This is a genomic window from Aeromicrobium sp. UBA7512, from assembly GCF_002476985.1.
Taxonomy (GTDB): Bacteria; Actinomycetota; Actinomycetes; order Propionibacteriales; family Nocardioidaceae; genus Aeromicrobium; species Aeromicrobium phoceense.
Genome location: NZ_DLNK01000004.1, coordinates 33,821 through 57,995 on the forward strand (window position 1 = coordinate 33,821; position 24,175 = coordinate 57,995).

Genomic DNA, 24,175 nt, shown 5'->3' on the forward strand with positions numbered 1-24,175 from the left:
GCCGCTGGTGCTCGCTCATGCCCGCTCCAGGTAGTCGGCGCGCTCGGACTCCTCGAGCCGGCGGATCGACGCCTCGAGGTCGGGCGGCACGTCGCCCGATGCCAGCGCGGCCACGGCGGCGTCGCGCGCGTCGGCGATGACCTGCTCGTCGCGCACGACCGACAGCAGCCGCAGGCTCGACCGGACACCGGACTGGCGCGCACCCAGCACGTCGCCCTCGCGACGCAGCTCGACGTCGAGCTTCGAGAGCTCGAAGCCATCGGTGCTGGCGGCCACGGCGGCGAGGCGCTCGCGGGCCGGGGTGCCGGCGGGCGACCCCGTGACTAGCAGGCACAGCCCCGGCTCGGAGCCACGGCCCACCCGGCCACGCAGCTGGTGCAGCTGCGAGACGCCGAAGCGGTCGGCGTCCATCACGATCATCATCGTGGCGTTGGGGACGTCGACGCCCACCTCCACCACGGTCGTGGCCACGAGGACGTCGACGTCGCCCGCGGCGAAGGCCGACATCACCGCGTCCTTCTCGTCGGCGGCCATGCGACCGTGCAGGCGGCCGACCCGCAGGCCGGCGAGGGGCCCCTGCTCGAGCGCCTCGGCCAGCTCGACGAGGCCGACCGTGGGCCGCTTCTGCTCCTCGTCGTCGTCCTCGGGCGGCTCGACGTCGTCCTCCGCGACGGCCTCGCCGATCCGCGAGACCACGACGTAGGCCTGGCGCCCGCGCGCGACCTCCTCGTGCACGCGTTGCCACGCGCGCTCGAGCCACGTGGGCTGCTCCGCCACGGGCACGACGTTGCTCTGGATCGGCTGGCGGCCCGCGGGCAGCTCGCGCAGCGTGGAGACCTCGAGGTCGCCGAACACGGTCATCGCGATCGTGCGCGGAATGGGCGTGGCGGTCATGACGAGGACGTGGGGGCTCACGCCGTCGGCCGCGGCCGCCCGGTCGGAGAGCGCCGAGCGCTGCTCGACGCCGAAGCGGTGCTGCTCGTCGATCACCACGAGTCCGAGGTCGGCGAACTTCACCGTCTCCTCCAGCAGCGCGTGGGTGCCCACGACGATCCCGGCCTCGCCCGACACGATGTCGAGGAGTGCCTGCTGGCGGGCCTTCGCCCCCATCGAGCCGGTGAGCAGGCGCACGCGCGTGGCCTCGTCGGCGCCGCCGAGCATGCCGCCCTTCGCGAGGTCGCCGAGCATCCGCTCGATGCTGCGGTGGTGCTGGGTGGCCAGCACCTCGGTGGGCGCCAGCAGCGCGGCCTGTCCCCCGGAGTCGACGACCTGGAGCATGGCGAGCAGGGCGACGATCGTCTTGCCCGAGCCGACCTCACCCTGCAGGAGCCGGTGCATCGGGTGCGTGTCGGCCAGGTCCTGGTCGATCTCCCCCGCCACCTGCGCCTGGCCCGCCGTGAGCTGGAACGGCAGCCGCTGCTCGAACGCCACCCGGATCCCGTCGCCGCGACCGGGCCGCGCGAGTGCACGCCGCTGCTGCGAGTCGGTGCGGCGGCGCGCGAAGACCGCCTGGACCTCGAAGGCCTCCTCGAAGCGCAGCCGGGTCTGGGCGAACACCCAGTCGGCGCGCTTGCGCGGGCGGTGGATGTACTCATAGGCCGTGGGGGCGTCGAGCAGGCCGCGCTCGCTGCGGACCTGCTCGGGGATCGGCTCGGGGAAGACGTCGACGACGTCGAGCGCCACCTGGACGGCTCGCTCGACGTCCCACGTGGTGAGCCCACCGCCCGCGGGATAGATCGGCAGGGCGCCGCCGCCGCGACCGAGGTCGGCGAGGGTCTTGCCCTCGGGCAGCTCGCGCATGTGGGGCGACGCCAGCTGCAGCCGTCCCTGGTAGACCGAGACCTCGCCCGACAGCAGCTGCTGGCTGCCGACGGGCGTCTTGGAGACGACGTACTGGTTGAAGAACACCGCCTCCATCGTGGCTTTGCCGTCCGACAGGGTCACCACGACGCGGAACTTGCGCGGGTTGCTGCGGAACGAGAGTTTCTTGACGTCCAGCACCGTGGCGACGAACGCGACGACCTGGCCCTCCTCGAGCTCGTTGAACGAGTCCGGGTGCTCCAGGTCGATGTACCGGCGCGGGAAGTGGCGCAGCAGGTCGCCGACGGTGCGGTGGCCAAACGCCTTCTCCAGCTTCTTGGCCGAGTCCCCCACCACCTTGGACAGGCGGGTGTCGAAGTCGATCGCGGTCATTCCACCGCCAGGAAGAGCGGGTAGGTGCCCTGGTCGCCGTCGATCGTCTCGACGTCGACGTGCGGCGCCTCCTGCTGGACCCGCGCGGCGATCCGCTCGCTCGTGGCGGGGTCGCAGTCGCGTCCGGTGACGAGGGTGACCATCTCGGCGGTCGCGAGATCGAGGCGCTGCAGCACCTCGAACGCGACGTCGACCTGCGAGGACCCGATGATCGCGAAGTCGCCGTTGACCACGCCGAGCACGTCACCGGCCGAGCACGGGCCCGCCATCGTGATGCCGTCCTCGACGGCGATCGTGACGGCACCGTGCCGGGTGGCGCCCGCGGCGTTCGACATCGCCACGACCACCACGTCGAAGGGACGGCCCGGATCGTGGACCGCGAGGGCCGTGAGCGCCTGGACCTGCACGGTGGTGGGCAGCACGGCGACCCGGGCGCCGGCGTCACGTGCCGCGGATGCGGCCGCCTCGAACATCGCGATGTGACCGGCGCGGTTGGGCAGGAGGATCACCTCGTCGGCGCCGCTGTCGGCGATGGCGTCCGCGACCTGGGCGACCGTGAGGGACGAGCCGGGCGAGAAGTGCAGCGCGGTGCCACCCGCCCGCTCGGTGAGCTCGGCCAGGCCGGGACCGGTGACCGCGCTGATGATCACGCGACCGCCCGCCGGCGCGACGGGACGGGCCATCTGCTCGGCGAAGTGCGTGACGGAGATGCGGAACGGCGAGCCGGCCGCGATGCCGGCCTCGATCGCCGCGCCCACGTCGTCGACGTGCACGTGCACGTTCCACAGCCCCTCGCCACCGATCACGACCAGCGAGTCGCCGAGCGGCTCGAGCGCGTCGCGGAGTCCGGGGATCCGGTCGTCGGCGGTGCGCAGCAGGTACATCACCTCGTACGAGGGCCCGTCCTCGCCGAGGTCGGACCCGGGCTCGACGATCGGCACCGGGACGGTCGCGGACCGCGGCGTGGGCGCGCGGCCGGTGAGCGCGAAGGCGACGGAGTCGAGCACGACCACGAGCGCGCGACCGCCGGCGTCGACGACCCCAGCCCGCGCGAGCCTCTCGAACTGCGTGGGCGTGAGCGCGAGCGCCTCGCGGGCCGCCCCGGCGGCCACGTCGAACACGCGCCGCGGGTCGTCCTCCGTGGACGCGGCCTCGCGCGCCGCCCGCGCCGCCGACGCCGCCACCGTGAGGATCGTGCCCTCCTGCGGGCGGCCCACCGCGGCGTAGGCGGCCGTGGAGGCGGCCTCGAGCGCGTCGGCGATGTCGTGGGAGCTGAGTCCGTCGAGGCACTCGCGCAGGACGCGCAAGCTGCCGAGCACCAGCTCGGCCAGGATCGTGCCGCAGTTGCCCCTCGCTCCGATCAGCAGGCCCTCGGCGAAGGCGCGCATGACGTCGACCGACGACCGCTCGGCCGGCAGCGCGTCGATGGCCTCGACGCCGGAGACGAAGGTGAAGTAGGCGTTCGTGCCGGTGTCGCTGTCGGGGACCGGGAAGACGTTCATGGCGTCGATCTCGTCCCGCGCGACGGCCAGCATCTCGGTGCACAGCCGGGCCCACGCGTCGAAGCGCTCGGTGTCGATCCGCAGGGCCATGGGTCGAGACTATCGGGCCGACGCCGGACTCGATTCGCGCTGGTCGTGTCGCGTCAGGTATGCTCGAGAGGTTGTATTTTTCCCCCGAACGAGTTCAGGAGTGGTCGCCGTGGCAGCCGTCTGCGATGTGTGCGGCAAGGGACCGGGCTTCGGCCACAACGTGTCCCACTCGCACCGACGCACCAAGCGTCGTTTCGATCCGAACATCCAGCGCGTCCGCGCCGTCGTCGAGGGCACCCCGAAGCGGCTCAACGTCTGCACCGGTTGCCTGAAGGCCGGCAAGGTCTCGCGCTGAGACGCTCAGATCTTTCGTGAACAACGGCGGCCCTCGGGCCGCCGTTGTTCGTTTCTGCCCGGCCCTCGCGCATCGTCGGCGCCGCACCCCGCGTCGGTCTATCCTCGCGGAGTGACCCGAATCCACGCCTTCACCGACGACGTCCTCGCCGATCACGACGCCGTCGCCGTGGCGCAGCTCATCGCCTCGGGCGAGGCCAGCCGCACCGAGGTCCTCGAGGCCGCCCTCGCCCGCATCGACCGGGTGAATCCGGTCCTCAACGGGATCAGCCACGACGACCGGGCCCGGGCCACGATCCGCGCCGAGGACGTCTCCGGAGACGGCGGACCCCTCGCCGGCGTGCCGAGCCTCATCAAGAACAACACCGACTACAAGGGCCTGCCCACCCAGCAGGGCTCCGCGGCGGTGCCGCCCGAGCCGGCGGAGTCCCACGAGGAGTTCACCGAGCAGTTCCTCTCCACCGGCGTCACCGTCGTCGGCGCCACCACCCTTCCGGCCTTCGGCCTGACCGCCTCCACCGAGTTCGTCGACCGCGAGCCGACCCGCAACCCGTGGAACCCGGCCTACTCCTCCGGCGCCTCGTCGGGTGGCTCGGCGGCCCTCGTCGCCGCGGGCGCCGTGCCGATCGCCCACGGCAACGACGGCGGCGGCTCCATCCGGATCCCCGCCGCGGCGTGCGGGCTCGTGGGCCTCAAGACCACGCGCAACCGCCTGGCCCCGGCCAAGGAGATGAAGGACGCCCCGCTCGACATCGTGGCGAACGGCGTCCTCACGCGCAGCGTGCGTGACACCGCCGTGTTCCTGGCCGCCGCCGAGAGGTACCGCCCGGTCCCCCGCCTTCCGCGGGTCGGCCTGGTCGAGGGTCCCTCGGCGCGCCGGCTGCGGGTCGGCCTCGTGACCGAGACGCTCAACGGCGTGCCGCTCGACGCCGACAGCGCGCGCGAGCTGCGCCGAGTCGCCGAGCTCGTCGCCTCCCTGGGGCACGTGGTTGTCGAGATGCCGATCCCCGTCGACGCGGCCTTCGAGCGCCACTTCGTCCAGTACTGGCGCACGATCGCCTTCTCCCTGGACTACGCCGGCCGATTCGTCGTCTCCCGCGACTTCGACCGCAGCAAGGTCGATCCGTTCACCCGCGGCCTGGCCCAGGCGTTCATCCGCAGCTTCTGGCGCACCCCGGGCGCGATCAGGGCGCTCAAGCGGTCGGCGCAGTCGTACAGCGAGATCTTCGCGGACTGGGACGTCGTCCTGAGCCCCACGCTCGGACACGCCACGCCCGAGCTGGGCTGGCTCGACCCGGGCGTCGAGTTCACGGAGGCGTTCGAGCGCCTGCGCACCTACGTGGCGTACACACCTCTCAACAACGCCTCGGGCGGCCCGGCGATCAGCCTGCCGTTGGGTCGTACCTCGAACGACCTGCCGCTGGGCCTGCACTTCTCGGCCGACCACGGCGACGAGCGCACGCTGCTCGAGCTCGCCTTCGAGCTGGAGGCGGCGTCGCCGTTCGCACGGATCCAGGACTGACGCCTCAGGTCACCCCTCGGCTTCAAGCACTCAGGTCCAGTGCTTGTGGCCGGTGCCGCCCTCGTACGGGGCGCCGGCCACGGTGACGCCCTCCCCTGCGCCGACCGTGCCGATCTTCGTCCAGCCGTCGGGCAGGGTCGCCCCGGCCGCGAAGGTGGCGGCCAGCGCGTAGTCGTCGCCGCCGGTCAGCACGAACGTGAGCGGGTCGACGCCGCCGAGCGCTCCCGCCACCGTCTGCACGGCGTCGAGGACCGTGAAGGCGGCAGGGTCGAGGTCGATGGCGACCTTGCTCGCGCGCGCCACGTGGCCGAGGTCGGCCAGCAGCCCGTCGCTGATGTCGATCATCGAGGTCGCACCGGCGGCGGCGGCCGCGGGACCCGCCGCGTACGGAGGGTGGGGTGCGCGGTGCTCGTCGACGGCCGCCTTGGGCGACCGGAAGCCGCGGCTCAGCGCGCCGTACCCGGCCGAGGCGAGCCCGAGGGTGCCGGCGTAGGCGACCTGGTCGCCGGGCTTCGCGCCCGCGCGGGTGACCGGACGCTCGGCATCGCCGAGGGCGGTGATCGACAGGATGACCTGCTCGGCGGCCGACATGTCGCCGCCGACGATCTTGGCGCCGACCTTGTCGCACTCCTCGACCATCCCCTTGACGAGGTCGGCGACCCAGGAGACCGGCAGGTCGCCCGGTGCCGCGAAGGCGACCAGCAGGGCCGTGGCCACGCCACCCATGGCGTTGATGTCGGAGAGGTTCGCGGCGACGGCCTTGCGCCCGATGTCGGCGGCGGTGGACCAGTCGCGGCGGAAGTGGCGTCCCTCGACGAGGATGTCGGTCGCGGTCACGTAGGTGCCGTCGGCCGTGGCGATGTGCGCGGCGTCGTCCCCCGGACCCACCAGCACGTAGTCGCTGGTGCCGAGTCGCCCCCTGACGAGGTCGATCAGCCCGAACTCGCCCAGTTCCGCAATCGTCTGCTCGCTCACAGGGTCATTGTCTCAGCCGACCGCGTCGGACCGAGGCGACTGCGATAGCGTGTCCCGGGCCGAAAGAAAGCAGGTTCCCCGATGGCCGTTCACGCCTACATCCTCGTGCAGACCGAGGTCGGCAAGGCCGCCGACGTCGCCGCCGCGATCGCCCAGATCGAGGGGGTCGCGCTGTCGGAGGACGTCACCGGTCCCTACGACGTCATCGTGCGGGCCGAGGGCCCCTCGGTCGACGAGCTCGGCACCTTGGTGGTCTCGCAGATCCAGCGCGTGCCGGGCATCACCCGCACGCTGACCTGCCCCGTCGTGCGGATCTGATCCCTCGCGGACCTGAGTCCGCGAGGGTCAGTCGACCTCGGTGACGACCGACTGGATCTCGCCGACCTCGAGGTTCTGCGGGGCCGAGGTTCGGTCGATCGGGGCCGGCAGGTCGATCGTGCCGGCGGGCGTCGTGATGCGAACGTCGTACGCGACCGACACGGACACGTCGAACGCACCCGAACGGGCGTAGGCGTGCTCGACCGCGCCAGACTGGCCGACCGAGGCGCCCTCGATGCCGACGCCGCTGCCCGAGCGACCGTCACCGAACGACCAGGACACCGTGCCCGGGGTGAACTCCACCGGGATCTGGAGGCCGAGGATGTCGACAGTGACGGTGGTGGCCTGCGCCTCCGCGGCGAAGTTCGTCGGGATGTTGACGTAGGACCGCTCGGCCGGCTCGATCACGAACGTGGGCGTCGGCGCGAGAGCCAGGGCTCGTTCCATGATGTCCTCGGTGGTGATCGTCGGGGGCTGGCTCTCGTCGGGGTCGTCCGAGCCGCGACAGGCGACGCCCCCTCGGGAGAACTGCTCGTCGATGGCGAGGTTGTCGGCGCCCATCCGGCGTTCGAAGGCCCAGTACCGGAAATCTCCTTCGGGGCACCCTGAGGAGAAGCCCGTGCACGCGACGTCGGCGATCGTCTCGTAATCATCCACGCCCCGACCGGTGGCGGTCACGGAGTTGATGCTGCAGTAGGGAACGTAGACGCGCTGCGTCCACGGCACGGGCACGCTGATGGCGCCACCACCGCCGCCTCCCCCATTGCCCGGGTTGCCCTGCTCGCCGCCCTCGGAGCCGCAGACGTCGACGCCGCCGGAGCCGGCCTCGCCGCCCCATCCACCGGGGCAGTCGTCGGCCGCCGCGGGCGCAGCGGTGGACAGTTGGAGCGCTGCCACGAGGCCTGCGAGCAGGACCGTGGCGGACAGGAGCGCACCGACGCGGCGCGCGAACGAGGTCAGCCCAGTTGGTAGCGCAGCAGCACCCATTGGTCGTCCTTCCACTGAAGATCGGCCGTGAAGGGCAGTGCCTTGGCCGCGTCGATTCTCGTCGTCTTCTTCTCGCCGTCGGTGGTGACCACGGACTTGCCCGCCGGCACGTCCATGGCCAGTTTCACCTGGTAGAAGACATCGTCGTTGATCACGGGCTTCTCGGCCAACTCGTAGGTGACCGGGCCCGACAGGATCGACTGCTTGTTGATCTTGCCGTTGTCGTGGTTGTCGGCCCACTCACGGCAGGTCTCGCAGGCGCCGAGCTCGGCGATCTCGGTCAGGGCGGGCACGTCCGAGGTGGCCATCATGTAGAAGACCGTGTCGGCGGCGAACTCGGCGAACGCCAGCGCGCCGGCCTCGGACTGCTCGTCCGCGGGTCGCTGCGGCTTGACGTCGGCGGACCACGCCGCCTCCGTGGTGGGCGCGGAGGTCGTGGCCGAGGCACTGGGCTTCGGGTCCGCGGGGTCGCTGTCGTCACTGCCGCACGCGGCGGTCAGGCCGAGCGTCAGCACGAGGGCAGCACCGGCGAGGGTCTGGCGCATGGAACTCCTTCGGCACGAACCGAGACGCCCGGCCCCACGAGGGAGCCGGGCGTCGAGGTCAGGTCAGCGAGGCGACTGAAGGGGCGTCAGCACGGGGTGCTGATCGGCTTCCTTCGCGCCCTCGGCGAACTTGTTGTGCTGGAAGGCGACGTCGGTTCCGGCGTTCGAGAACGCCTGGCACAGCTGCGTCAGCGCCTGCTTGAACTGGATCCAGGCCTCGTTGAACTCCTTGGCGCCGGTGGACTGCCACTCCTCGTTCGCCTGATTCAGGGACGAGTCCACGTTGGTGATCATCGTGTCCGTTTCCTGCATCGACTTGTTGAGCGTGTTGTACAGCGCGTAGAGATCTTCGATCCGAGCTTGCACCATGGGTTTGTCTCCTTCGTGAGTTCGTCCCCCGATTTATTCGAACGCAGGGACCAGGATGCTGGCCACGAGCGTATCGGACAGATCGCCCGATGGCAGCCCTACCCGACCATTGGCCATAGCCCGTTGTGACCACGTCGGGCTGACGGCGTCGGCGATCGGCGCTACGCTGGGCCACGCCGAAGCAACCATCGCCGGGGGAAACGATGACACCTGAAGACACCGAGGACAAGACCGAGCCGAACCTGTTCCGCAACACGCTGCAGTCGGCGAAGACCACCGTGACGACGTGCGGGAACAACGTCTACTCCGGTTACGGGTCACCGCTCGACGCGATCGCGAACCCGCTCGCCAACGGCGGCTGGGTCTGCACCGAGGCCGACTCCTGGATCGCCGAGCTCAAGGAGCAGTGCACCGGCATCCCCGAGGCCTTCGACGACGCCGTCTCCACGATCCAGGCCCGCATCGGCTCCGAGCCCGACAAGGTGCCCGAGAACGACTGGCGCGGCAACAACTGGCCCCGCCAGTGGCGCATGCAGAGCATGTACTGAGAGGCCCTCATGACCACCGTCACGATCAAGATCGACGAGATCGGCGCGGCGATCACCGCGATGCAGGACCTCTCCACCGAGGTCCAGTCGCAGGCCGCCGTCGCGCGATCCGCCTCCCCGATCGGCCTGCCGAGCCTGTCCGACAGCTCCCTGGGCAAGAAGACCCGTTGGCTGGACGACCACCTCGAGGACCTCACCACCCGGCGCGACCTCGCGATCCTGCTCGACCGCGAGGGCACCGGCTCGGCCACCTACTCCGTCACCAGCGACACGCTCTCCAGCGTCAAGGAGATGCTCGGCCAGGAGCTCGCCTCGGCGGCCGCCGACATCGATGCCAACTCCGACGAGGAGGACCTCGACCACATCGCCGGCCTGCTGGAGACGTGGAACGAGGATCCCGACGTCATGGCGGCGATGTTCACCGAGCTCGGGCCCGACGGCACCGTCGGCTTCATGGCGAACATCTCCTCGGCGATGGGCTATGGCGGCGTCGCCGACCCCGAGAAGTACACCTCGCTGGCCGAGGAGTTCCGCACCGGCCTGTCCACCGCCTCCAACGCGCCCGGCTTCCCCGCCGAGTCGTTCGGCGAGGAGATCGTGCGGTACAGCTGCGCTCCCCTGCTCACCGACGAGGAGCAGCAGGCCTTCTCCGAGGAGTACGGCATGGGGATGAACGGCGCCAACATCCTCACGTACCTCATGCAGGACACCACCTACGACGACGACTTCCTGCTCGGCGCGGCGCGCACGCTCGACGGGTTCGAGCGCATGGCGCAGGACGGCCCGCTCACCGCGCAGGACTGGTACAACCACAACGGTCACGGTCCGCTGCCGACGAAGGACGAGTACGACGGCTGGTACGACGACCCGATGGCCGCGATCATGCACAACTTCGGGGAGAACCCCGAGGCCGGCCTGACCTTCTTCACCGAGCCCACCGAGGACGGCTGGAACCGCCAGACCTACTACTTCAACGACCGCGAGTGGAAGGCCGACGGCTACGGCGGCATCTCGCACGCCGTCGAGGGCATCGGCACCTCCGAGGCCAACCTCACCAGCGATGCCGAGGCCACCACCGGCCTGGTCTCGCGCTTCCTCGACCAGGTGGCGAACAGCGACGGCTTCAACCCCGAGGACGCCAAGGCCGCGTCGCCGCACATCGCCGACCTGCTGAAGTTCTACATGCCGGCGGTCGACACCGCGCTGCGCTTCCCGAACGAGGACGGCGACGGCGGCTCCAAGAGCCTCACGATCGACAACCTGGGCACGTTCGAGCACTACCCGATCCTGTTCAGCGACGACCTCGACTCCCTCATGCAGGTGGCGTTGGGCACGCCCGACGGCATGCAGAGCATCGCCGAGGGCACGGGCGCCTACCAGCAGACGCAGGTCAACAACATCGCCGCGGCGCTCGAGGCCAACCCCGACGATCCCGACCTGCGCATGCAGCTGCGCGACGTCCTCCAGCGCTCGGCCGCCCTCCAGGGCTTCGCCGAGTACTCCGTGGGCCAGGTCGAGATCGAGGGCGCCGAGAGCCGCGACGCCCAGCGCCAGGCCTTCATCGACCTCGTCGGCGACGCCGCGGGCATGGTCCCGCTGCCCGGGGCCGACGTCGTCGGCGACTGGGGCAGCAAGCTGATCGACTTCGGCTACAGCCAGGCGGTCGACCTGGGCAAGGACGCCGGCGGCGACGCCTTCACCTCCGAGGGTGCGGCTGCCACGGACAACGCCAACGACCGTGCCGCGGCCGGCACGAACCGGGTCAAGATCCAGGCCTACCTCGCTCTGGTCGAGTCCGGCGTCATCCCCCGCGACGAGGTGCCCGACAGCTTCTTCGAGAACGGGCGGCTCATCAACGCCGGCGACATCCCGGCCGACGAGATGTCCAGCTACGCCCAGTCCGCGATGTCGGGCGTCAGCTCCTACGCGTCGAACAACGACCTCGAGGGCCCCTACCGGGACGAGTTCCTCGAGTACTACGGGCCGGCGGGCGAGTGACGGTGCGACGACTGCTGATCGGCGCCGTCGCGGCCGCCGCCCTCCTGGTGGGCTGCGCCGACGAGGAGCCCGAGGGCGGCACCGACCGCGACGACGTGCCCGCCACGCTGCTTCAGCGCGAGGACCTGCCCGAGGTCGAGAAGGTCACCACCGACGACCGATCGGTCCTCACGCGGACCAACTGCGCCGCGATGGAGGGCGAGTACAACCTCACGATCACCGACTCCGACGACGTCAGCGCCCTCTACGTCCTCGCCGACGGCGACCAGGTCAGGTCGTCGCTGCAGGGACCCGCGCAGAACCAGACCACGATCGACCCCACGATCGACCAGGTCGACGCGGCCATCACCGAGTGCCTGACCGCGGAGATCCCGAACGGGAGCTTCGAGCGCATCGAGGGCCTGCCCGACGGCGCCATCGGGTTCCGCACAGTCCAGGACACGTCCGAGGGCCCGCAGACCACCGAGCGCGTCTACGCCCCGGCCGACGACGACACGGCCGTCGTGGTCACCGTCGACCACGTCGGCGAGGGCGAGCCGTCGGTCTCCGCGGCCGAGCTGCTGCCGCAGGCCGTGCAGCGCGCCCAGGGCTGAGTCGGGCAGGGCTGAGTCAGGCCTTCGCCACCTGAGCGAACTCCTCGGCCGCGGTCTGGAGCGCCTCGTCGTCCACCGAGGCGTCGAACGTGAAGCGCACCGCGGTCTGGGCGGTCTCGCGGTCGTGACCCATCGCCGTGAGCACATGGCTGGGCTCGTCGCTGCCGGCGGCACACGCCGAGCCGCTCGAGGTGACGATTCCCCGCGCGTCGAGGTCGACCAGGATCGACTCGCCGCTACGGGGTGACTGGGTGAGGACGAACGACGCGTGACCCGGCAGGCGGTGCTCGCGGTGGCCGGTGAGCTCCGCGCCCGGGACGAGCTCCTCCACCAGCGCGACGAAGCGATCCCGTCGCGCGGCGACCTCCACCGGATCGCCGTGGCCGAGCTCGAGCGCGGTGGCGATGCCGACGGCGCCGGCGACGTCCTCGGTGCCGGAGCGCCGGCCGTCCTGCTGCGCACCGCCGTGCACGAGCGGCTCCCACGCCTGGCGCCGGTCGACCCACAGCACCCCGACGCCCTTGGGCGTGCCGAGCTTGTGCCCGCTGAGGCTCACCGCGGTGACGCCGAGGGCGCGCGCGTCGAGGTCGAGCCAGCCGGCCGCCTGCACCGCGTCGGTGTGGAACGGGACGCCCCGCTCGGCGGCGACGGCCGACAGCGCGGCGATGGGCTGGACGGTGCCGACCTCGTTGTTCGCGTACTGGATGCTCACGAGGGTGGTGTCGTCGCGCAGGGCCGCGCCGAGATGATCCGGATCGACGAGCCCGTCGGCGTCCACGGGCAGCGCCGTGACCTCGAACCCGAGCCGGCCGAGCCAGGCGGCGGACTCCAGCACTGCCGGGTGCTCCACGGCGCTGACCACGACGTGACGTCCGCGCGGGTCGGCCAGGGCGATGCCCTTGATGGCCGTGTTGTCGGACTCCGTGCCGCCACTGCAGAACGTGACCTCACCGGACCGGGCCCCGAGCACCGTGGCCACGCGACGGCGCGCGTCGTCGAGAGCCCGGCGCGCGGTGGCCCCGACCTCGTGGTGACTGGCCGGGTTGCCGAAGTCGCGGGTCAGGAACGGCCACATCGCCTCCAGCACCTCGCGGCGCACCGGCGACGTGGCGGCGTGGTCGAGGTAGATCACGAGAGCCGCACGTCCAGGCCGAGGTCGAGGTTGCTGACCGAGTGCGTCAGCGCCCCGACGCTGATGACGTCGACGCCCGTCTTCGCGATCTCCGCGATCGTGCTGAGGTCGACGCCGCCCGAGGCCTCGACGAGAGCCCGACCGGCCACCAGCTCCACCCCACGGCGCAGGTCGTCGAGCGCGAAGTTGTCGAGCATGATCGTGTCCACTCCCCCGGCCAGCACGGGCTCGATCTGGTCGAGCCGGTCGACCTCGACCTCGAGGTGGGTGGTGTGCGGCAGCTGCTCGCGGGCCGCGCGGATGGCGGCCGTGACGTCGTCGACGAGCGCCAGGTGGTTGTCCTTGGCCATGACGGCGTCTGACAGGCTGAAGCGGTGGTTGTGGCCGCCGCCGCACCGCACGGCGTGGCGCTCGAGCGCGCGCAGGCCCGGCGTGGTCTTGCGGGTGTCGACCACGCGCACACCGGGTCCCGCGGTCTCCACGTAGGCGGCGGTGAGCGTGGCGATGCCACACATTCGCTGCACGAGGTTCAGCGCGATGCGCTCGCCGCGCAGCACGGCGCGCGCGTTGCCGCGCACCGTGGCCAGGCGGTCGCCGGCGGCGAAGCGCGCCCCGTCCCGGAGGTGAAGCGTGACCTCCGCCCGAGGGTCCAGGGCGGTCATCGCGACCTCGACGACCTCGCCGCCGGCGAAGACACCCGGCTCGCGGGCCACGAGGTCGGCAGTCGCGGTGGCGTCGCGCGGGACGAAGACCTCGGAGGTGAGGTCGCCGTGCGGGGCGTCCTCGTCGAGGGCGGCCTCGACGACGCGCAGGATCTGGCGGCGCTCAAGCATGGCGCACCGCCACGAGCGTGGAGTGGCGCGCCTCACCGGGCTCCGCCCCGGGGAAGTCGCGGCGGAAGTGCCCCCCGCGCGACTCCTCGCGGGCCAGGGCGCTGGCGACCACCGCGCGGGCCACCCACCACAGGTTCGCGTCCTCGGCGGACTTGGCGTCGATCGGCGCCGGCGGCGCCCAGTCCGCCAGCACCGCGGCCGCGTCAGCGAGGCCGGCACGGTCGCGCGACAGCCCGGCCGAGTCCCACATGAGCTGCTGGAGATCGGTGCGCCCGAACGCCTCGTCGCCCGGTTCGACGTCCAGCTCGATCGGCTCGGCCCACGCGCCGCCGAAGGCCGACTGCACCTCGGCGCGACCGAGGATCGCCTCGCCGACGCGGCTGCCGTAGACCGCGCCCTCGAGCAGCGAGTTCGACGCCAGCCGGTTGGCGCCGTGCAGTCCGCTGCACGCGACCTCGCCCACGGCGTACAGGCCGGGGACGCTGGTGCGGCCCCAGACGTCGGTGCGCACGCCTCCCATGACGTAGTGCGCGGCAGGCGTGACCTCGATCGGGTCGCGCGACCAGTCGAGGCCCTGCGACCGCACGACGGCGTCGATCGTCGGGAAGCGCTCGGCCAGGAACCGTGCACCCAGCCGCGTGGCGTCGAGCCGCACGGGGGCCCCGCCCTGACGCTGCATCTGCTCGGCGATCCCCCGGGCCACCACGTCGCGCGGCGCCAGCTCGGCGTCGGGGTGCACGTCGGTCATGAAGCGGTGGCCCGTGGCGTCGACGAGGACCGCGCCCTCGCCACGCACCGCCTCGGACACCAGGTGGTTCCCCGGGGTGGCCAGCGACGTGGGGTGGAACTGGTGGAACTCGAGGTCGGCGACCACGGCACCAGCGCGGAGGGCGATCGCCACGCCGTCGGCCGTCGCGACGGCGGGGTTGGTGGTGCACGGGAACAGCTGCCCCGCGCCTCCGGTGGCCAGGACCACGGCGTCGGCGGCCAGGAACTCGCCGCCGAGGAGGCGCACGCCGGTGGCGCGGCCGGACTCGACCACGACGTCGACGACCGTGGCGTTCTCACGGACGGCGACCGGTGAGTCGGCGAGCCGGGCGATGAGGGCGGAGGCGATCGCCGCACCGGTGGCGTCGCCGCCGGAGTGCAGGATCCGCTCGTGGGAGTGCGCGGCCTCGAGCCCGAGGGCCAGCTTCCCGCCGGCCCGGTCGAACGGCACACCGCGCCGGATGAGCGCGGCCACCGCGGAGGGCCCGTCGGCGCACAGCACCTCCACCGCGTCCTCCTCGCACAGGCCGGCCCCGGCGACGAGCGTGTCGGCGACGTGGGACGCGACGGTGTCCTCGGGCGAGGTCACCACCGCCACGCCACCCTGGGCGACGGCGGTGTTGGACTGGTCGAGCCGAGCCTTGGCCACGAGCGTCACCTCGACGCCCGGACGGGAGACGAGCTCGAGCGCCGTGGTCAGTCCCGCGACGCCGCTGCCCACGACGACGACGTGCGTCATGTCAGTCGGCCTTCGGGAGGGCGGCGAGCATCCGCTCGAGCGCGACCTTGGCGTGGACGGCGACGTCGTCGGTCACCACGATCTCGTTGCGGACCTCGCCCTCGACCAGGCCGTCGAGGACCCACGCGAGGTAGCCCGGGTGGATCCGGTACATCGTCGAGCAGGGGCACACGACCGGGTCGAGGCAGAAGACCGTCTTGTCGGGGTGCTCGGCCGCCAGCCGGTTGACGAGGTTGATCTCGGTGCCGATCGCGATGACCGAGCCGGAGGGCGCCGCGGCGACGAACTTCCTGATCGCGTCGGTCGACCCGGCGGCGTCGGCGGCGTCGACCACGGCCATGGGGCTCTCGGGGTGGACGATCACGCGGACGCCCGGGTGCTGGGCGCGGGCCTGCTCGATCTGGGCCACGGTGAAGCGCTTGTGCACCGAGCAGAACCCCGGCCACAGCAGCACGCGGGCGTCGCGCAGGACGTCCTCCTCCACCCCGAGACCGGGACGGCGCGGGTTGATCATCGGCATCTGCTCCAGCGGCACGCCCATGGCCTTGCCGGTGTTGCGGCCGAGGTGCTGGTCGGGGAAGAACAGCACGCGGCGGCCCTGCTCGAAGGCCCACTCCAGCACGGTGGAGGCGTTGGACGAGGTGCACACGATCCCGCCGTGGCGGCCGCAGAACGCCTTGAGCGCGGCCGACGAGTTCATGTACGTGACCGGGACGGTGTCGTCGTCGCCGTAGAACTCGGTCAGCGCCTCCCAGGCGGCCTCGACCGACTCCTCGTCAGCCATGTCGGCCATCGAGCAGCCCGCCGCGAGGTTCGGCAGGATGACGCGCTGCTCGGGACGGGCCAGGATGTCGGCCGTCTCGGCCATGAAGTGCACGCCGCAGAAGACGATCGCCTCGGCGTCGGGGCGGGTCAGCGCCGCGTTGGCCAGCTGGAAGGAGTCGCCCACGAAGTCGGCGTACTGAACGACCTCGTCGCGCTGGTAGAAGTGCCCGAGGATGACCAGGCGGTCGCCCAGGGTCTCCTTGGCGGCACGGATGCGGGCGTGCAGCTCGGCCTCCGGCATGCGTTGGTACGCCGCGGGCAGCTGGCCCGGGCGGGTGACCGGAGCCGGGATGACGTCGTCCTCCGACGCGCCCGGACCGTAGCCCGGGAACCGGTCGAACTCCCACGGCTGCTTCGCCAGCTCGGCGTCGCACGTGTCGCCGGGCGCCGTGACGATGAGGTCGTTGATCGAGAGGGTCATGCTGTCTCCAGTCGGTAGAGCGCCGGCGGCCGGTGGCTGGTGCCGGTGACGTGACGGCCCGTGGCGACGATGCGCGGGTGGGCGAGTGCCTGACGGCGGAAGTTGGCGGGATCGAGGCGAACCTGGCGGACGGCCTCGTGCACCTCGCGCAGCTGGGCGATCGTGAACTCCTCGCCCGTGAACGCGTGCGCGATGTCGGAGTAGGCGATCTTGGCGCGCAGGCGGTCGAGCGCGTACGTGACGATCGCGTTGTGGTCGAAGGCCAGGGCGGGAACCTCGTCGGCGACGAACCACTCCACGTTCTCGCCGTCGATCGCCCGCGCGTCCTCGTCGGGCCGCACGAGCGCCCAGTAGACGATCGAGACGACCCGGTCGGGCGAGCGGTCGATGCCGCCGAAGCTGTAGAGCTGCTCGAGGTACGACGGCTCGAGCCCGGTGGTGCGGCGCAGGGTGGTGCGCGCCGACGTGACGAGGTCCTCGGCCGGCTTGAGAGGGCCACCGGGCAGCGCCCACTGGCCGAGGAACGGCTCGCGGATGCGCTTGACCAGCGGCAGCCACAGCGTGTCGCGCCCCGTGGTGGGGTGCGGGCGCAGCGCGAAGATCACCGTGGACACGGCCAGCTCGATGCGTTGCTCCATCACACCCACCTCCTTAGGGTCAATGCGACACTAAGGGGTAGTTATGGTCATGTCAACCCTAAGTCCCGAGTCGTGGTCGTCCGATGATCTCGAAACTCCCCCGCAAGCGGGAGGTGCCCCCAGTCTCGCTGCGCTCGCCCGCTACTCGATCGCCGGTGGTCGAGCAGAACAGCGAGGAACGAAAGCCGGTGGTCAAGTATCACGGCGAGGAACGAGCCGGCGTATCGAGACGACGGGCCCGGGTCAGAAGTAGTCGCGGATGAGCACCGGGCCCGACGGCGGCTCGAACGCCTCGGGCTGCAGGACGAGCAGGTCGTAGGGACGGTGCTCGCGCACGCGGTGCTCGGGCAGGACGTCCGTCAGCTCGGTGCCCGAGGTGTCGAAGCGGATCGTCGGGGTCACGCTCGAGAAGGTGCCGAACATCCACAGCAGCGAGTCGCGCGCCGCGCCGTCGGTCCACACGAGGTCCTCGACCTCGACGTGGGCGTCCCCGCCGACCCCCGCGGACCGGTTCCAGGCGCCGTACGCGACGGCACGACCGCCCTCGTCGAGCGCCAGGGTGACTCCCGTGGCGTCGTCCAGCCACGCGTCGTGGTCGAACTCCACCGACGTGCGGGTGAGCGGACCGTCGTGGCGACCGGCCCACTCGGCGTAGATCCGCTGGAGCGTCGGCACGTCGTCCGTGGTCGCCCGTCTCAGCTCGTGCCGCCGCTCGAACCGGTGCAGGGTGGGCGCGTCGACCTCGATCGTGTCCATCGCGCCGACCGTCCGGTACCCCAGGCTCGCGTAGATCCCGGGGGCGCTGGCGAACAGCGTGGCGATGACGTCCCCCTGCGAGCGGGCGTCGTCGTGCAGGCGCTCCATCAGCGGACGCAGCAGCCCACGGCCGCGGAACTCCGGCGCGATCGCGACGCCGCCGACGCCGCACGTCGGCACCTCGCGCCCTCCGAACCACGAGGCGTACGGCTTGCGCGTGGTGGTGGCCGCGAGCCGCCCGTCGACGAACAGCCCCCAGCGCTCGTACGCCGGGTGCTCGACCCGGTCGCCGCCCAGCGTCGATGTCCCGAATGCCGGAAGTCGCACGGCGACCAGCGCGTCGCGGTCGTCCTCGGTCAGTCTGCGGATCTCCATGGACCCGACCCTAGGCGAGCGCTCAGCGATAGTCGCGGGACCGGTGGCCGCTCGGCACCGCCGGGTCGATCAGCCGCTCGAGGGTCTCGGCGACGAGGTTGACCGCGCCCTGCTGGTGCTCGAGGCGGCCCCGGATCACCACGGCGGCGCTGGACCGCGCCACGGTGCGGTGCCGCTGCCACACGGCGTCGAACACCACCACGTTGAGCATCCCGGTCTCGTCCTCGAGGTTGAGGAACGTGACACCTCCGGCGGTGTACGGCCGCTGGCGGTGGGTGATCAGTCCTGCCACCTTGATCCTTCGGTCCGATTCGTGATCGGCCAAGGAGCTCACGGCCAGGATTCCCGCCGCGTCGAGCATGGCGCGCAGGTGCGCGAACGGGTGCTCGCTCGGCGAGATCTTCGTCGACTCGAGATCGGCGAGCGTCAGCTCGACGTCGCTCATCCCCGGCAGCATCGGCGGCGGCGCCACGATGGCCGTGCCGGGCAGCTTGTCCTGGCCGTCGGTGTAGCCCGCGTTCCAGATCGCCTGGCGCCGGGTGAGGCCGAAGTCGTCGAAGGCGCCGGCGGTGGCCAGCTGCTCCTGCTGGGCCCGGCTGAGACCGCACCGCCGCACCACGTCGGCCATGTCGGCGAAGGGGCGCTCCTGGCGCGCGGCCACGATCCGCTCGGCGTCGGCCGAGCCGATCCCCTGCACCGAGGTCAGCCCGAGGCGCACCGCGTGGTGACCGTCGCGCCGGTGCTCGGCGAAGTCGGGCGCGGCGGAGGGGTCGAACTCCCCCACCGGCGGCTGGTCGGGGTGCGCACACGACGCGCGGCCGGTGGGACCGGTCGGGTCGCTGAGCGGCTCGAGGTCGGCGTGGACGCCCGACCGCACGATGTCGGGACGGCGGACCTCGACCCCGTGGCGTCGCGCGTCGGCCACGAGCGACTGCGGCGAGTAGAACCCCATCGGCTGGGCGCGCAGCAGTCCGGCCAGGAACGCCGCCGGGTGGTGCAGCTTGAGCCAGCTGCTGGCGTAGACCAGCAGCGCGAAGCTGATCGCGTGGCTCTCGGCGAACCCGAAGTTCGCGAACGCCTGGATCCGCCCGTAGATGTCGTCGGCGAGGTCGCCGGTGATCCCCTTCTCGGCCATCCCCCGGTACAGCTGGTCGCGGAGACGGTCGATCTTCTCGATCCCCCGCTTGGACCCCATGGCCCGGCGCAGCAGGTCGGCCTCGTCGCCGGTGCAGCCGCCGAGCACCATCGCGATCTGCATGAGCTGCTCCTGGAACAGCGGGACCCCCAGCGTGCGCTCCAGCACGGGCTCGAGCACCGGGTGCGGGTAGGTGATCGGCTCCTCGCCGAGCTTGCGCCGGATGTAGGGGTGCACGGCGCCGCCCTGGATCGGGCCCGGGCGGATCAGCGCGATCTCGATGACCAGCTCGTAGAACCGGCGCGGGCGCAGTCGCGGCAGGGTGCCGATCTGGGCCCGGCTCTCGACCTGGAACACCCCGATCGAGTCGGCCCGGCACAGCATGTCGTAGACGCCCTGCTCCTCCTTGGGCATCGTGGCCAGGCTCCACCGCTCGCCGACGCGCTCGGCGACGATGTCGAAGGTGTGCTGGATGGCGCCGAGCATCCCCAGCCCGAGCAGGTCGAACTTGACCAGGCCCATGTAGGCGCAGTCGTCCTTGTCCCACTGCAGCACGGTGCGGCCCTCCATCCGGGCGCGCTCGATCGGGACGACCTCGCCGACGGGGCGCTCGGTGAGCACCATGCCGCCGGAGTGGATGCCCAGGTGGCGCGGGGACTTCATCGCCTGCTCGGCCAGGCGCACCACCGGCTCGGGGATCGCGTCGGCCTCCTGCTCGGGCGCGTCGGTGCGGACGGACGACCACGAGTCGATCCGCTTGCTCCAGGCGTCCTGCTGGCCCACCGAGTGGCCTAGGGCCCGGGCCATGTCGCGCACGGCCGACTTGGGCCGGTAGCTGATGACGTTGCAGACCTGGGCGGCGTTGCGGCGGCCGTACTTGTCGTAGACCCACTGGATCACCTCCTCGCGCCGGTCGGAGTCGAAGTCCACGTCGATGTCGGGCTCCTCGTCGCGGGTGGCCGACAGGAAGCGCTCGAAGGGCAGGCCGTACTTGATCGAGTCGACCGCCGTGATCTCGAGGGCGTAGCAGACCGCGGAGTTGGCCGCCGAGCCCCGGCCCTGGCACAGGATCCCGCGGCTGCGGGCGAACGCCACGATGTCGTGGACGATGAGGAAGTACCCGGCGAAGTCCTTCTCCTCGATGACCGCCAGCTCGCGCTGGAGCCGGGCCTCGGCGGTGTCGCGGTCGGCGGCGTAGAGGCGGTCGGCGCCGCGACGCACGAGCTCGCGCAGCCACGTCATCGGCGTGTGCCCCGGGGGCACCTGCTGCTTCGGCAGCCGCGGCGAGGCCTTGCGCAGGTCGAAGGCACACGCGTCGGCGATCTCGACCGAGCGGGCCACCGCCCCGGGCCACCGCGCGAACCGCTGGGCCATCTCGGCACCGGAGCGCAGGAAGGCCGGCGGGGCGAGCCAGCCGTCGAGCTCGGCCAGGCTGCGACGCGCCCGGACCGCGGCGAAGGCCTGGGCCAGCCGGGCGTCGGCGGGCCGAGCCGCGTGGACGTTCCCGGTGGCGACGGTGGGCAGGCCGAGGTCGGCGGCCCACCCGGCCAGCGCGTCGTTGGCGGGTCCGTCGCCGGGGCCGCCGTGGTCGGTCAGCTCGACGACCACGTGCTCGCCCCCGAACAGGTCGACGAGCCGGTGCAGGCCCGCGATGCCCTCGCGCCGGACCCAGCCCTTGCGGCACCCGGTGAGCACGACCCAGTGGTCGCGGCCCCGCTCGGCGAGCTCGGTCAGGTCGTAGACCGGCCTGCCTTTCTCGTCGCCCGCGAGGTTCGCCTCGGTGATCGCCGAGGCCAGCGCGTGGTAGCCCTGCACGCCGCGCGCCAGCACCAGCAGGTGGTCGCCCTCGGGATCGGGGACGCCGTTCTGCGGACCGGGCAGACCCAGGGACAGCTCGGCGCCGTAGACCGTGCGGAGGCCGTGCAGCTGGGCCGCCTCGGCGAACCGGGCCGCGCCGCTGAAGCCGTCGTGGTCGGTGAGCGCGAGGGCCGACAGCCCCAGGTGCACCGCTTCGCGCACGAGCTCCTCGGGGTGGCTCGCCCCGTCGAGGAAGCTGTGGTTGCTGTGGCAGTGCAGCTCGGCGTACGGGACCACCGCATCGGGCGCGGCGGGCACCTCGGGGGCCTGGTAGGCCCCACGCTTGCGCGAGAATGCCGGACCGTCACCCCCGTCGGGCAGCGGCTGCGCGGGGTCGCGCCACCGGCCCGACAGCCGCGCCTCCAGCTCACGCCACGAGATGTCAGGGTTGTTCCAGCCCATCAGGACCTCCCGAACCGCTGGCAGTGACGTTCGCGGGGGCCCTCACGGCGTGTCGACCCCGCCAACGTCACTGCCAGCGCTCCGGTCGGCTCAGTCATAGCGGGCCTCGGTCCACCAGTGGCCGTTCTCGACGACCATGAGCCAGGCGCTGCCGTCGACGCCGACGACCTGGAAGCGGGCCACGCGCCGGGCGGCGGCCTCGTCCCACCAGTGCTCGTCGACCGGCCACGGCCCGGCCCAGGCCGCCACGGGCTGCCAGGCGGCGTCGACGCCGGCCCGGAAGCGCGCCGGACGCCCGGACAGCGCTCCGCGCCCGCTGACGCTGACCGGCATCCCCTCGGCGCCCACCACCTGTGCGGGCGCGGGCTCGGCGAACACCGTGGCCGGCGCCGGCGGCGGCACGCTGCCCGGCCACGGCCGGTCGCGGGGCCGCTGGGCGACGGGACGCTCGCCCCACGCGGCCGACAGCCGGCGGTCGGACGGTCCCCGGCCGCCCTGCACCCCGACCGAGCGGACCCCCTCGGGGCCCACCAGCGCCTGGACCCGCGCCACCGACCGCTCCACCTGGTCGTCGGGCCCGCCCCCGAACAGGCTCTCGGCATGCTTCCCGAGGGGTTCGACCTCCACCGGGACGCAGCGCACCGCCACGACGGGCCCGCCGGGAGGGGCGGCCGACAGCTGCCACCGGACGCGGTCGAGCACGTCGACCGACCCGAACCACCGGGGATGGCGCCACAGCCGGCTGGACACCTGGGGCTCCCCCGCCACCTCGGCGTCCACCTCGATCCGCAGGGTGGAGCAGACCAGGCCCGCCGCGTCGAGCCGGCGGACGAAGTCCTCCACGGTCTGGCGGGCGCTGAAGACCACCGCATCGGCGCGCTCCAGCGCCGGCTCGAAGCCCACCGACGCCACCAGCTCGGGCGGCGGGGTCCGCCGCGAGATGCGGCGCACCTCCTCGCCCCGGGACCAGCGGTGCATCAGGGCCCCGTGGGCGCCAAAGCGGGCCAGCACGTCGGGAGCGGGCAGGGCCGCGAACTCCCCCACCCGGCGGATCCCCAGCCGGCGCAGCACCGTGACGAGGTCGAGTCCGGGCGCGGCCGGGCCCGCGGGAGCCGGCACCTCCAGCACCTCCACGGGCAGGTCGCGCAGGAAGTCGACGTTGCCACCGGGCGCCACGATCACGCTGTCCTGCGCCGGGGCCCGGCGTGCGGCCAGCTCGGCGACGAAGACGCCGTCGGCGATGCCGAAGCGCACGTCCCACACCCCGAGCCCGACGAGGTGCTCGGCCATCACCGCGACCGCCTCGGGCTCGCCGCCGTAGTACCGCTCGGGCACCGACAGCGCACACAGGCCCGGCCGCAGGGGTGCCACGCCGGGGCTGAGCTCCTCCAGCGTGGTGACGACCTGCTCGAAGGCGCGGGCGTCCACCTCGGGGCGGTGGTCGCAGACCACCAGGTCGGGGCAGCGCGACTGGGCGTCGCGGCGACGCATCCCCCGGCGCACGCCGAGCGCGCGCGCCGCGGGCGTGCAGGCCAGCACCACGCCCTTGTCGAACACCGCCAGCGCGGGCGAGGGCTCGCCACCGCCGCGCGCCGCCTCGGCCAGCTCGCCCTGGTGCACGAGCGCCGGCCAGTCGGGCACCCACACCACCATCGTGCGCATCAGCCCGCCACCTGCTCCATCGACGACCCGAGGCGGGAGTCACGGTCCGCCGACCGGCCGAGGGCTACCGGGGCGACGTGCAGCTCGCGGCTGGGGAACCACAGCCGGCGCGAGCCCGTGACACGGCCTCCGCGCTCGACCTCGACGGTGGCCTGGCGCGCCACCAGGTGCCCGTGCCCGTCCTGGGGCCCCGCCCAGACCGTGTCGCGCAGGCGCAGCCGGGCATCGGCCCGCGGCCAGTCCCCCACGGCCACGAGGACGCCTTGGCGCCGGTGCAGCCGGGCCCTCAGCCGGGCGACCTCGCGCTCGGGCAGTGTGACCCGGTCGACCATCACCACGCCGACCGCGTCGACCAGCGCACCCAGCACCGAGGCCGGGTCGGTGCCCACGTCGGGCACCCACACGGTGCGATCGAGGTCGACCCCCACCTCGGCCGCGGCTTCGAAGCCGACCCGGTCGCTGCCGGCCATCGCGCACCAGGCGCCGTCGCGGGACGGGCCCGCCATCAGCAGCAGGGCCAGGCTGGTGGAGTCGACCGCGTAGCTGCCGCCGGGCTGCAGCGCCAGCAGCCCCGACAGCGCCGGATGCGTGGGCATCGACAGCACCGACGGACGTCCCTGCATCCGGCCGATCTTGGCCCGCAGGTCATCGACCAGGGCGGCAGGAGGGACGGCGAGACTCACCCCTCCATGATCGAA

Annotated in this window: 21 protein-coding genes; 6 read left to right on the forward strand and 15 right to left on the reverse strand. The window is 72.4% G+C overall.

Annotation, left to right across the window (positions count from 1 at the left end):
• Window positions 1-15 precede the first annotated feature (15 nt).
• Both B2363_RS05805 and B2363_RS05810 read right to left on the reverse strand, forming a co-directional pair.
• Complete coding sequence (locus B2363_RS05805) at window positions 16-2,193, reverse strand: ATP-dependent DNA helicase RecG (protein WP_286929076.1); 2,178 nt, start codon at window positions 2,191-2,193, stop codon at window positions 16-18.
• Complete coding sequence (locus B2363_RS05810) at window positions 2,190-3,785, reverse strand: DAK2 domain-containing protein (RefSeq protein ID WP_286929077.1); 1,596 nt, start codon at window positions 3,783-3,785, stop codon at window positions 2,190-2,192. Before B2363_RS05810 ends, B2363_RS05805 begins: the two co-directional genes overlap by 4 nt.
• Window positions 3,786-3,894: 109 nt before the next feature.
• Between B2363_RS05810 and rpmB the strand changes: the two genes are divergently transcribed.
• On the forward strand, window positions 3,895-4,080 hold the full coding sequence (rpmB, locus tag B2363_RS05815; protein ID WP_078701430.1) for a 50S ribosomal protein L28: 186 nt from the start codon (window positions 3,895-3,897) through the stop codon (window positions 4,078-4,080).
• A gap of 111 nt (window positions 4,081-4,191) precedes the next feature.
• On the forward strand, window positions 4,192-5,601 hold the full coding sequence (locus B2363_RS05820) for an amidase (RefSeq protein ID WP_286929079.1): 1,410 nt from the start codon (window positions 4,192-4,194) through the stop codon (window positions 5,599-5,601).
• Between the two features lie 30 nt (window positions 5,602-5,631).
• On the opposite strand, the gene B2363_RS05825 is transcribed toward B2363_RS05820, so the two are convergent.
• Window positions 5,632-6,576, reverse strand: coding sequence for a thiamine-phosphate kinase (locus B2363_RS05825; RefSeq protein WP_286929080.1), 945 nt, complete (start codon window positions 6,574-6,576; stop codon window positions 5,632-5,634).
• 81 nt (window positions 6,577-6,657) lie between these two features.
• Between B2363_RS05825 and B2363_RS05830 the strand changes: the two genes are divergently transcribed.
• Complete coding sequence (locus B2363_RS05830; protein ID WP_181756617.1) at window positions 6,658-6,894, forward strand: Lrp/AsnC ligand binding domain-containing protein; 237 nt, start codon at window positions 6,658-6,660, stop codon at window positions 6,892-6,894.
• A 27-nt stretch (window positions 6,895-6,921) separates the two neighbouring features.
• Here the strand turns inward: B2363_RS05830 and B2363_RS05835 are convergent, their stop codons facing one another.
• The 3 genes from B2363_RS05835 to B2363_RS05845 all read right to left on the reverse strand — a co-directional run bounded on the left by B2363_RS05835 (window position 6,922) and on the right by B2363_RS05845 (window position 8,795).
• Window positions 6,922-7,881, reverse strand: coding sequence for a hypothetical protein (locus tag B2363_RS05835; protein ID WP_286929082.1), 960 nt, complete (start codon window positions 7,879-7,881; stop codon window positions 6,922-6,924).
• Complete coding sequence (locus B2363_RS05840; RefSeq protein WP_181756615.1) at window positions 7,851-8,426, reverse strand: DUF6318 family protein; 576 nt, start codon at window positions 8,424-8,426, stop codon at window positions 7,851-7,853. Before B2363_RS05840 ends, B2363_RS05835 begins: the two co-directional genes overlap by 31 nt.
• Before the next feature lie 63 nt (window positions 8,427-8,489).
• Window positions 8,490-8,795 carry a WXG100 family type VII secretion target gene (locus B2363_RS05845; RefSeq protein WP_181756614.1) on the reverse strand — a complete coding sequence of 102 codons (306 nt, stop codon included), beginning with the start codon at window positions 8,793-8,795 and terminating at the stop codon, window positions 8,490-8,492.
• Between the two features lie 203 nt (window positions 8,796-8,998).
• Between B2363_RS05845 and B2363_RS05850 the strand changes: the two genes are divergently transcribed.
• Genes B2363_RS05850 through B2363_RS05860 form a run of 3 tightly spaced genes read left to right on the forward strand, consistent with a single transcriptional unit; the run spans window position 8,999 to window position 11,934 of the window.
• Window positions 8,999-9,343 (forward strand): hypothetical protein, encoded by a 345-nt coding sequence (locus B2363_RS05850; protein WP_181756613.1) that lies wholly within the window; start codon window positions 8,999-9,001, stop codon window positions 9,341-9,343.
• Between the two features lie 9 nt (window positions 9,344-9,352).
• Window positions 9,353-11,341 carry a DUF6571 family protein gene (locus tag B2363_RS05855; RefSeq protein WP_286929086.1) on the forward strand — a complete coding sequence of 663 codons (1,989 nt, stop codon included), beginning with the start codon at window positions 9,353-9,355 and terminating at the stop codon, window positions 11,339-11,341.
• Between the two features lie 2 nt (window positions 11,342-11,343).
• Window positions 11,344-11,934: a hypothetical protein gene (locus B2363_RS05860; protein WP_286929087.1), complete on the forward strand. Its 591-nt coding sequence runs from the start codon at window positions 11,344-11,346 to the stop codon at window positions 11,932-11,934.
• Between the two features lie 16 nt (window positions 11,935-11,950).
• Here B2363_RS05860 and B2363_RS05865 read toward each other — a convergent pair whose 3' ends face one another.
• From B2363_RS05865 to B2363_RS05905, 9 genes are all read right to left on the reverse strand, one after another.
• Window positions 11,951-13,066 (reverse strand): cysteine desulfurase family protein, encoded by a 1,116-nt coding sequence (locus tag B2363_RS05865; protein WP_286929088.1) that lies wholly within the window; start codon window positions 13,064-13,066, stop codon window positions 11,951-11,953.
• Window positions 13,063-13,899, reverse strand: coding sequence for a carboxylating nicotinate-nucleotide diphosphorylase (nadC, locus tag B2363_RS05870; RefSeq protein ID WP_286929090.1), 837 nt, complete (start codon window positions 13,897-13,899; stop codon window positions 13,063-13,065). Before nadC ends, B2363_RS05865 begins: the two co-directional genes overlap by 4 nt.
• A complete protein-coding gene (gene nadB, locus B2363_RS05875) occupies window positions 13,892-15,406 on the reverse strand; it encodes an L-aspartate oxidase (protein ID WP_286929091.1) in 1,515 nt (504 codons plus the stop codon). Before nadB ends, nadC begins: the two co-directional genes overlap by 8 nt.
• Before the next feature lies 1 nt (window position 15,407).
• Entirely contained in the window at window positions 15,408-16,652 is a 1,245-nt protein-coding gene (gene nadA / locus B2363_RS05880; protein ID WP_286929092.1) for a quinolinate synthase NadA, read from the reverse strand.
• Window positions 16,649-17,290 (reverse strand): NUDIX hydrolase, encoded by a 642-nt coding sequence (locus B2363_RS05885; protein ID WP_286929094.1) that lies wholly within the window; start codon window positions 17,288-17,290, stop codon window positions 16,649-16,651. Before B2363_RS05885 ends, nadA begins: the two co-directional genes overlap by 4 nt.
• Window positions 17,291-17,533: 243 nt before the next feature.
• A complete protein-coding gene (locus B2363_RS05890; RefSeq protein WP_286929096.1) occupies window positions 17,534-18,421 on the reverse strand; it encodes a GNAT family N-acetyltransferase in 888 nt (295 codons plus the stop codon).
• A 22-nt stretch (window positions 18,422-18,443) separates the two neighbouring features.
• Window positions 18,444-21,815: an error-prone DNA polymerase gene (locus B2363_RS05895; protein ID WP_286929097.1), complete on the reverse strand. Its 3,372-nt coding sequence runs from the start codon at window positions 21,813-21,815 to the stop codon at window positions 18,444-18,446.
• Between the two features lie 90 nt (window positions 21,816-21,905).
• Window positions 21,906-23,477, reverse strand: a complete 1,572-nt coding sequence (locus B2363_RS05900) for a DNA polymerase Y family protein (RefSeq protein WP_286929099.1) — start codon at window positions 23,475-23,477, stop codon at window positions 21,906-21,908.
• Entirely contained in the window at window positions 23,477-24,160 is a 684-nt protein-coding gene (locus B2363_RS05905) for a hypothetical protein (protein WP_286929100.1), read from the reverse strand. Before B2363_RS05905 ends, B2363_RS05900 begins: the two co-directional genes overlap by 1 nt.
• Between the last annotated feature and the right edge of the window lie 15 nt (window positions 24,161-24,175).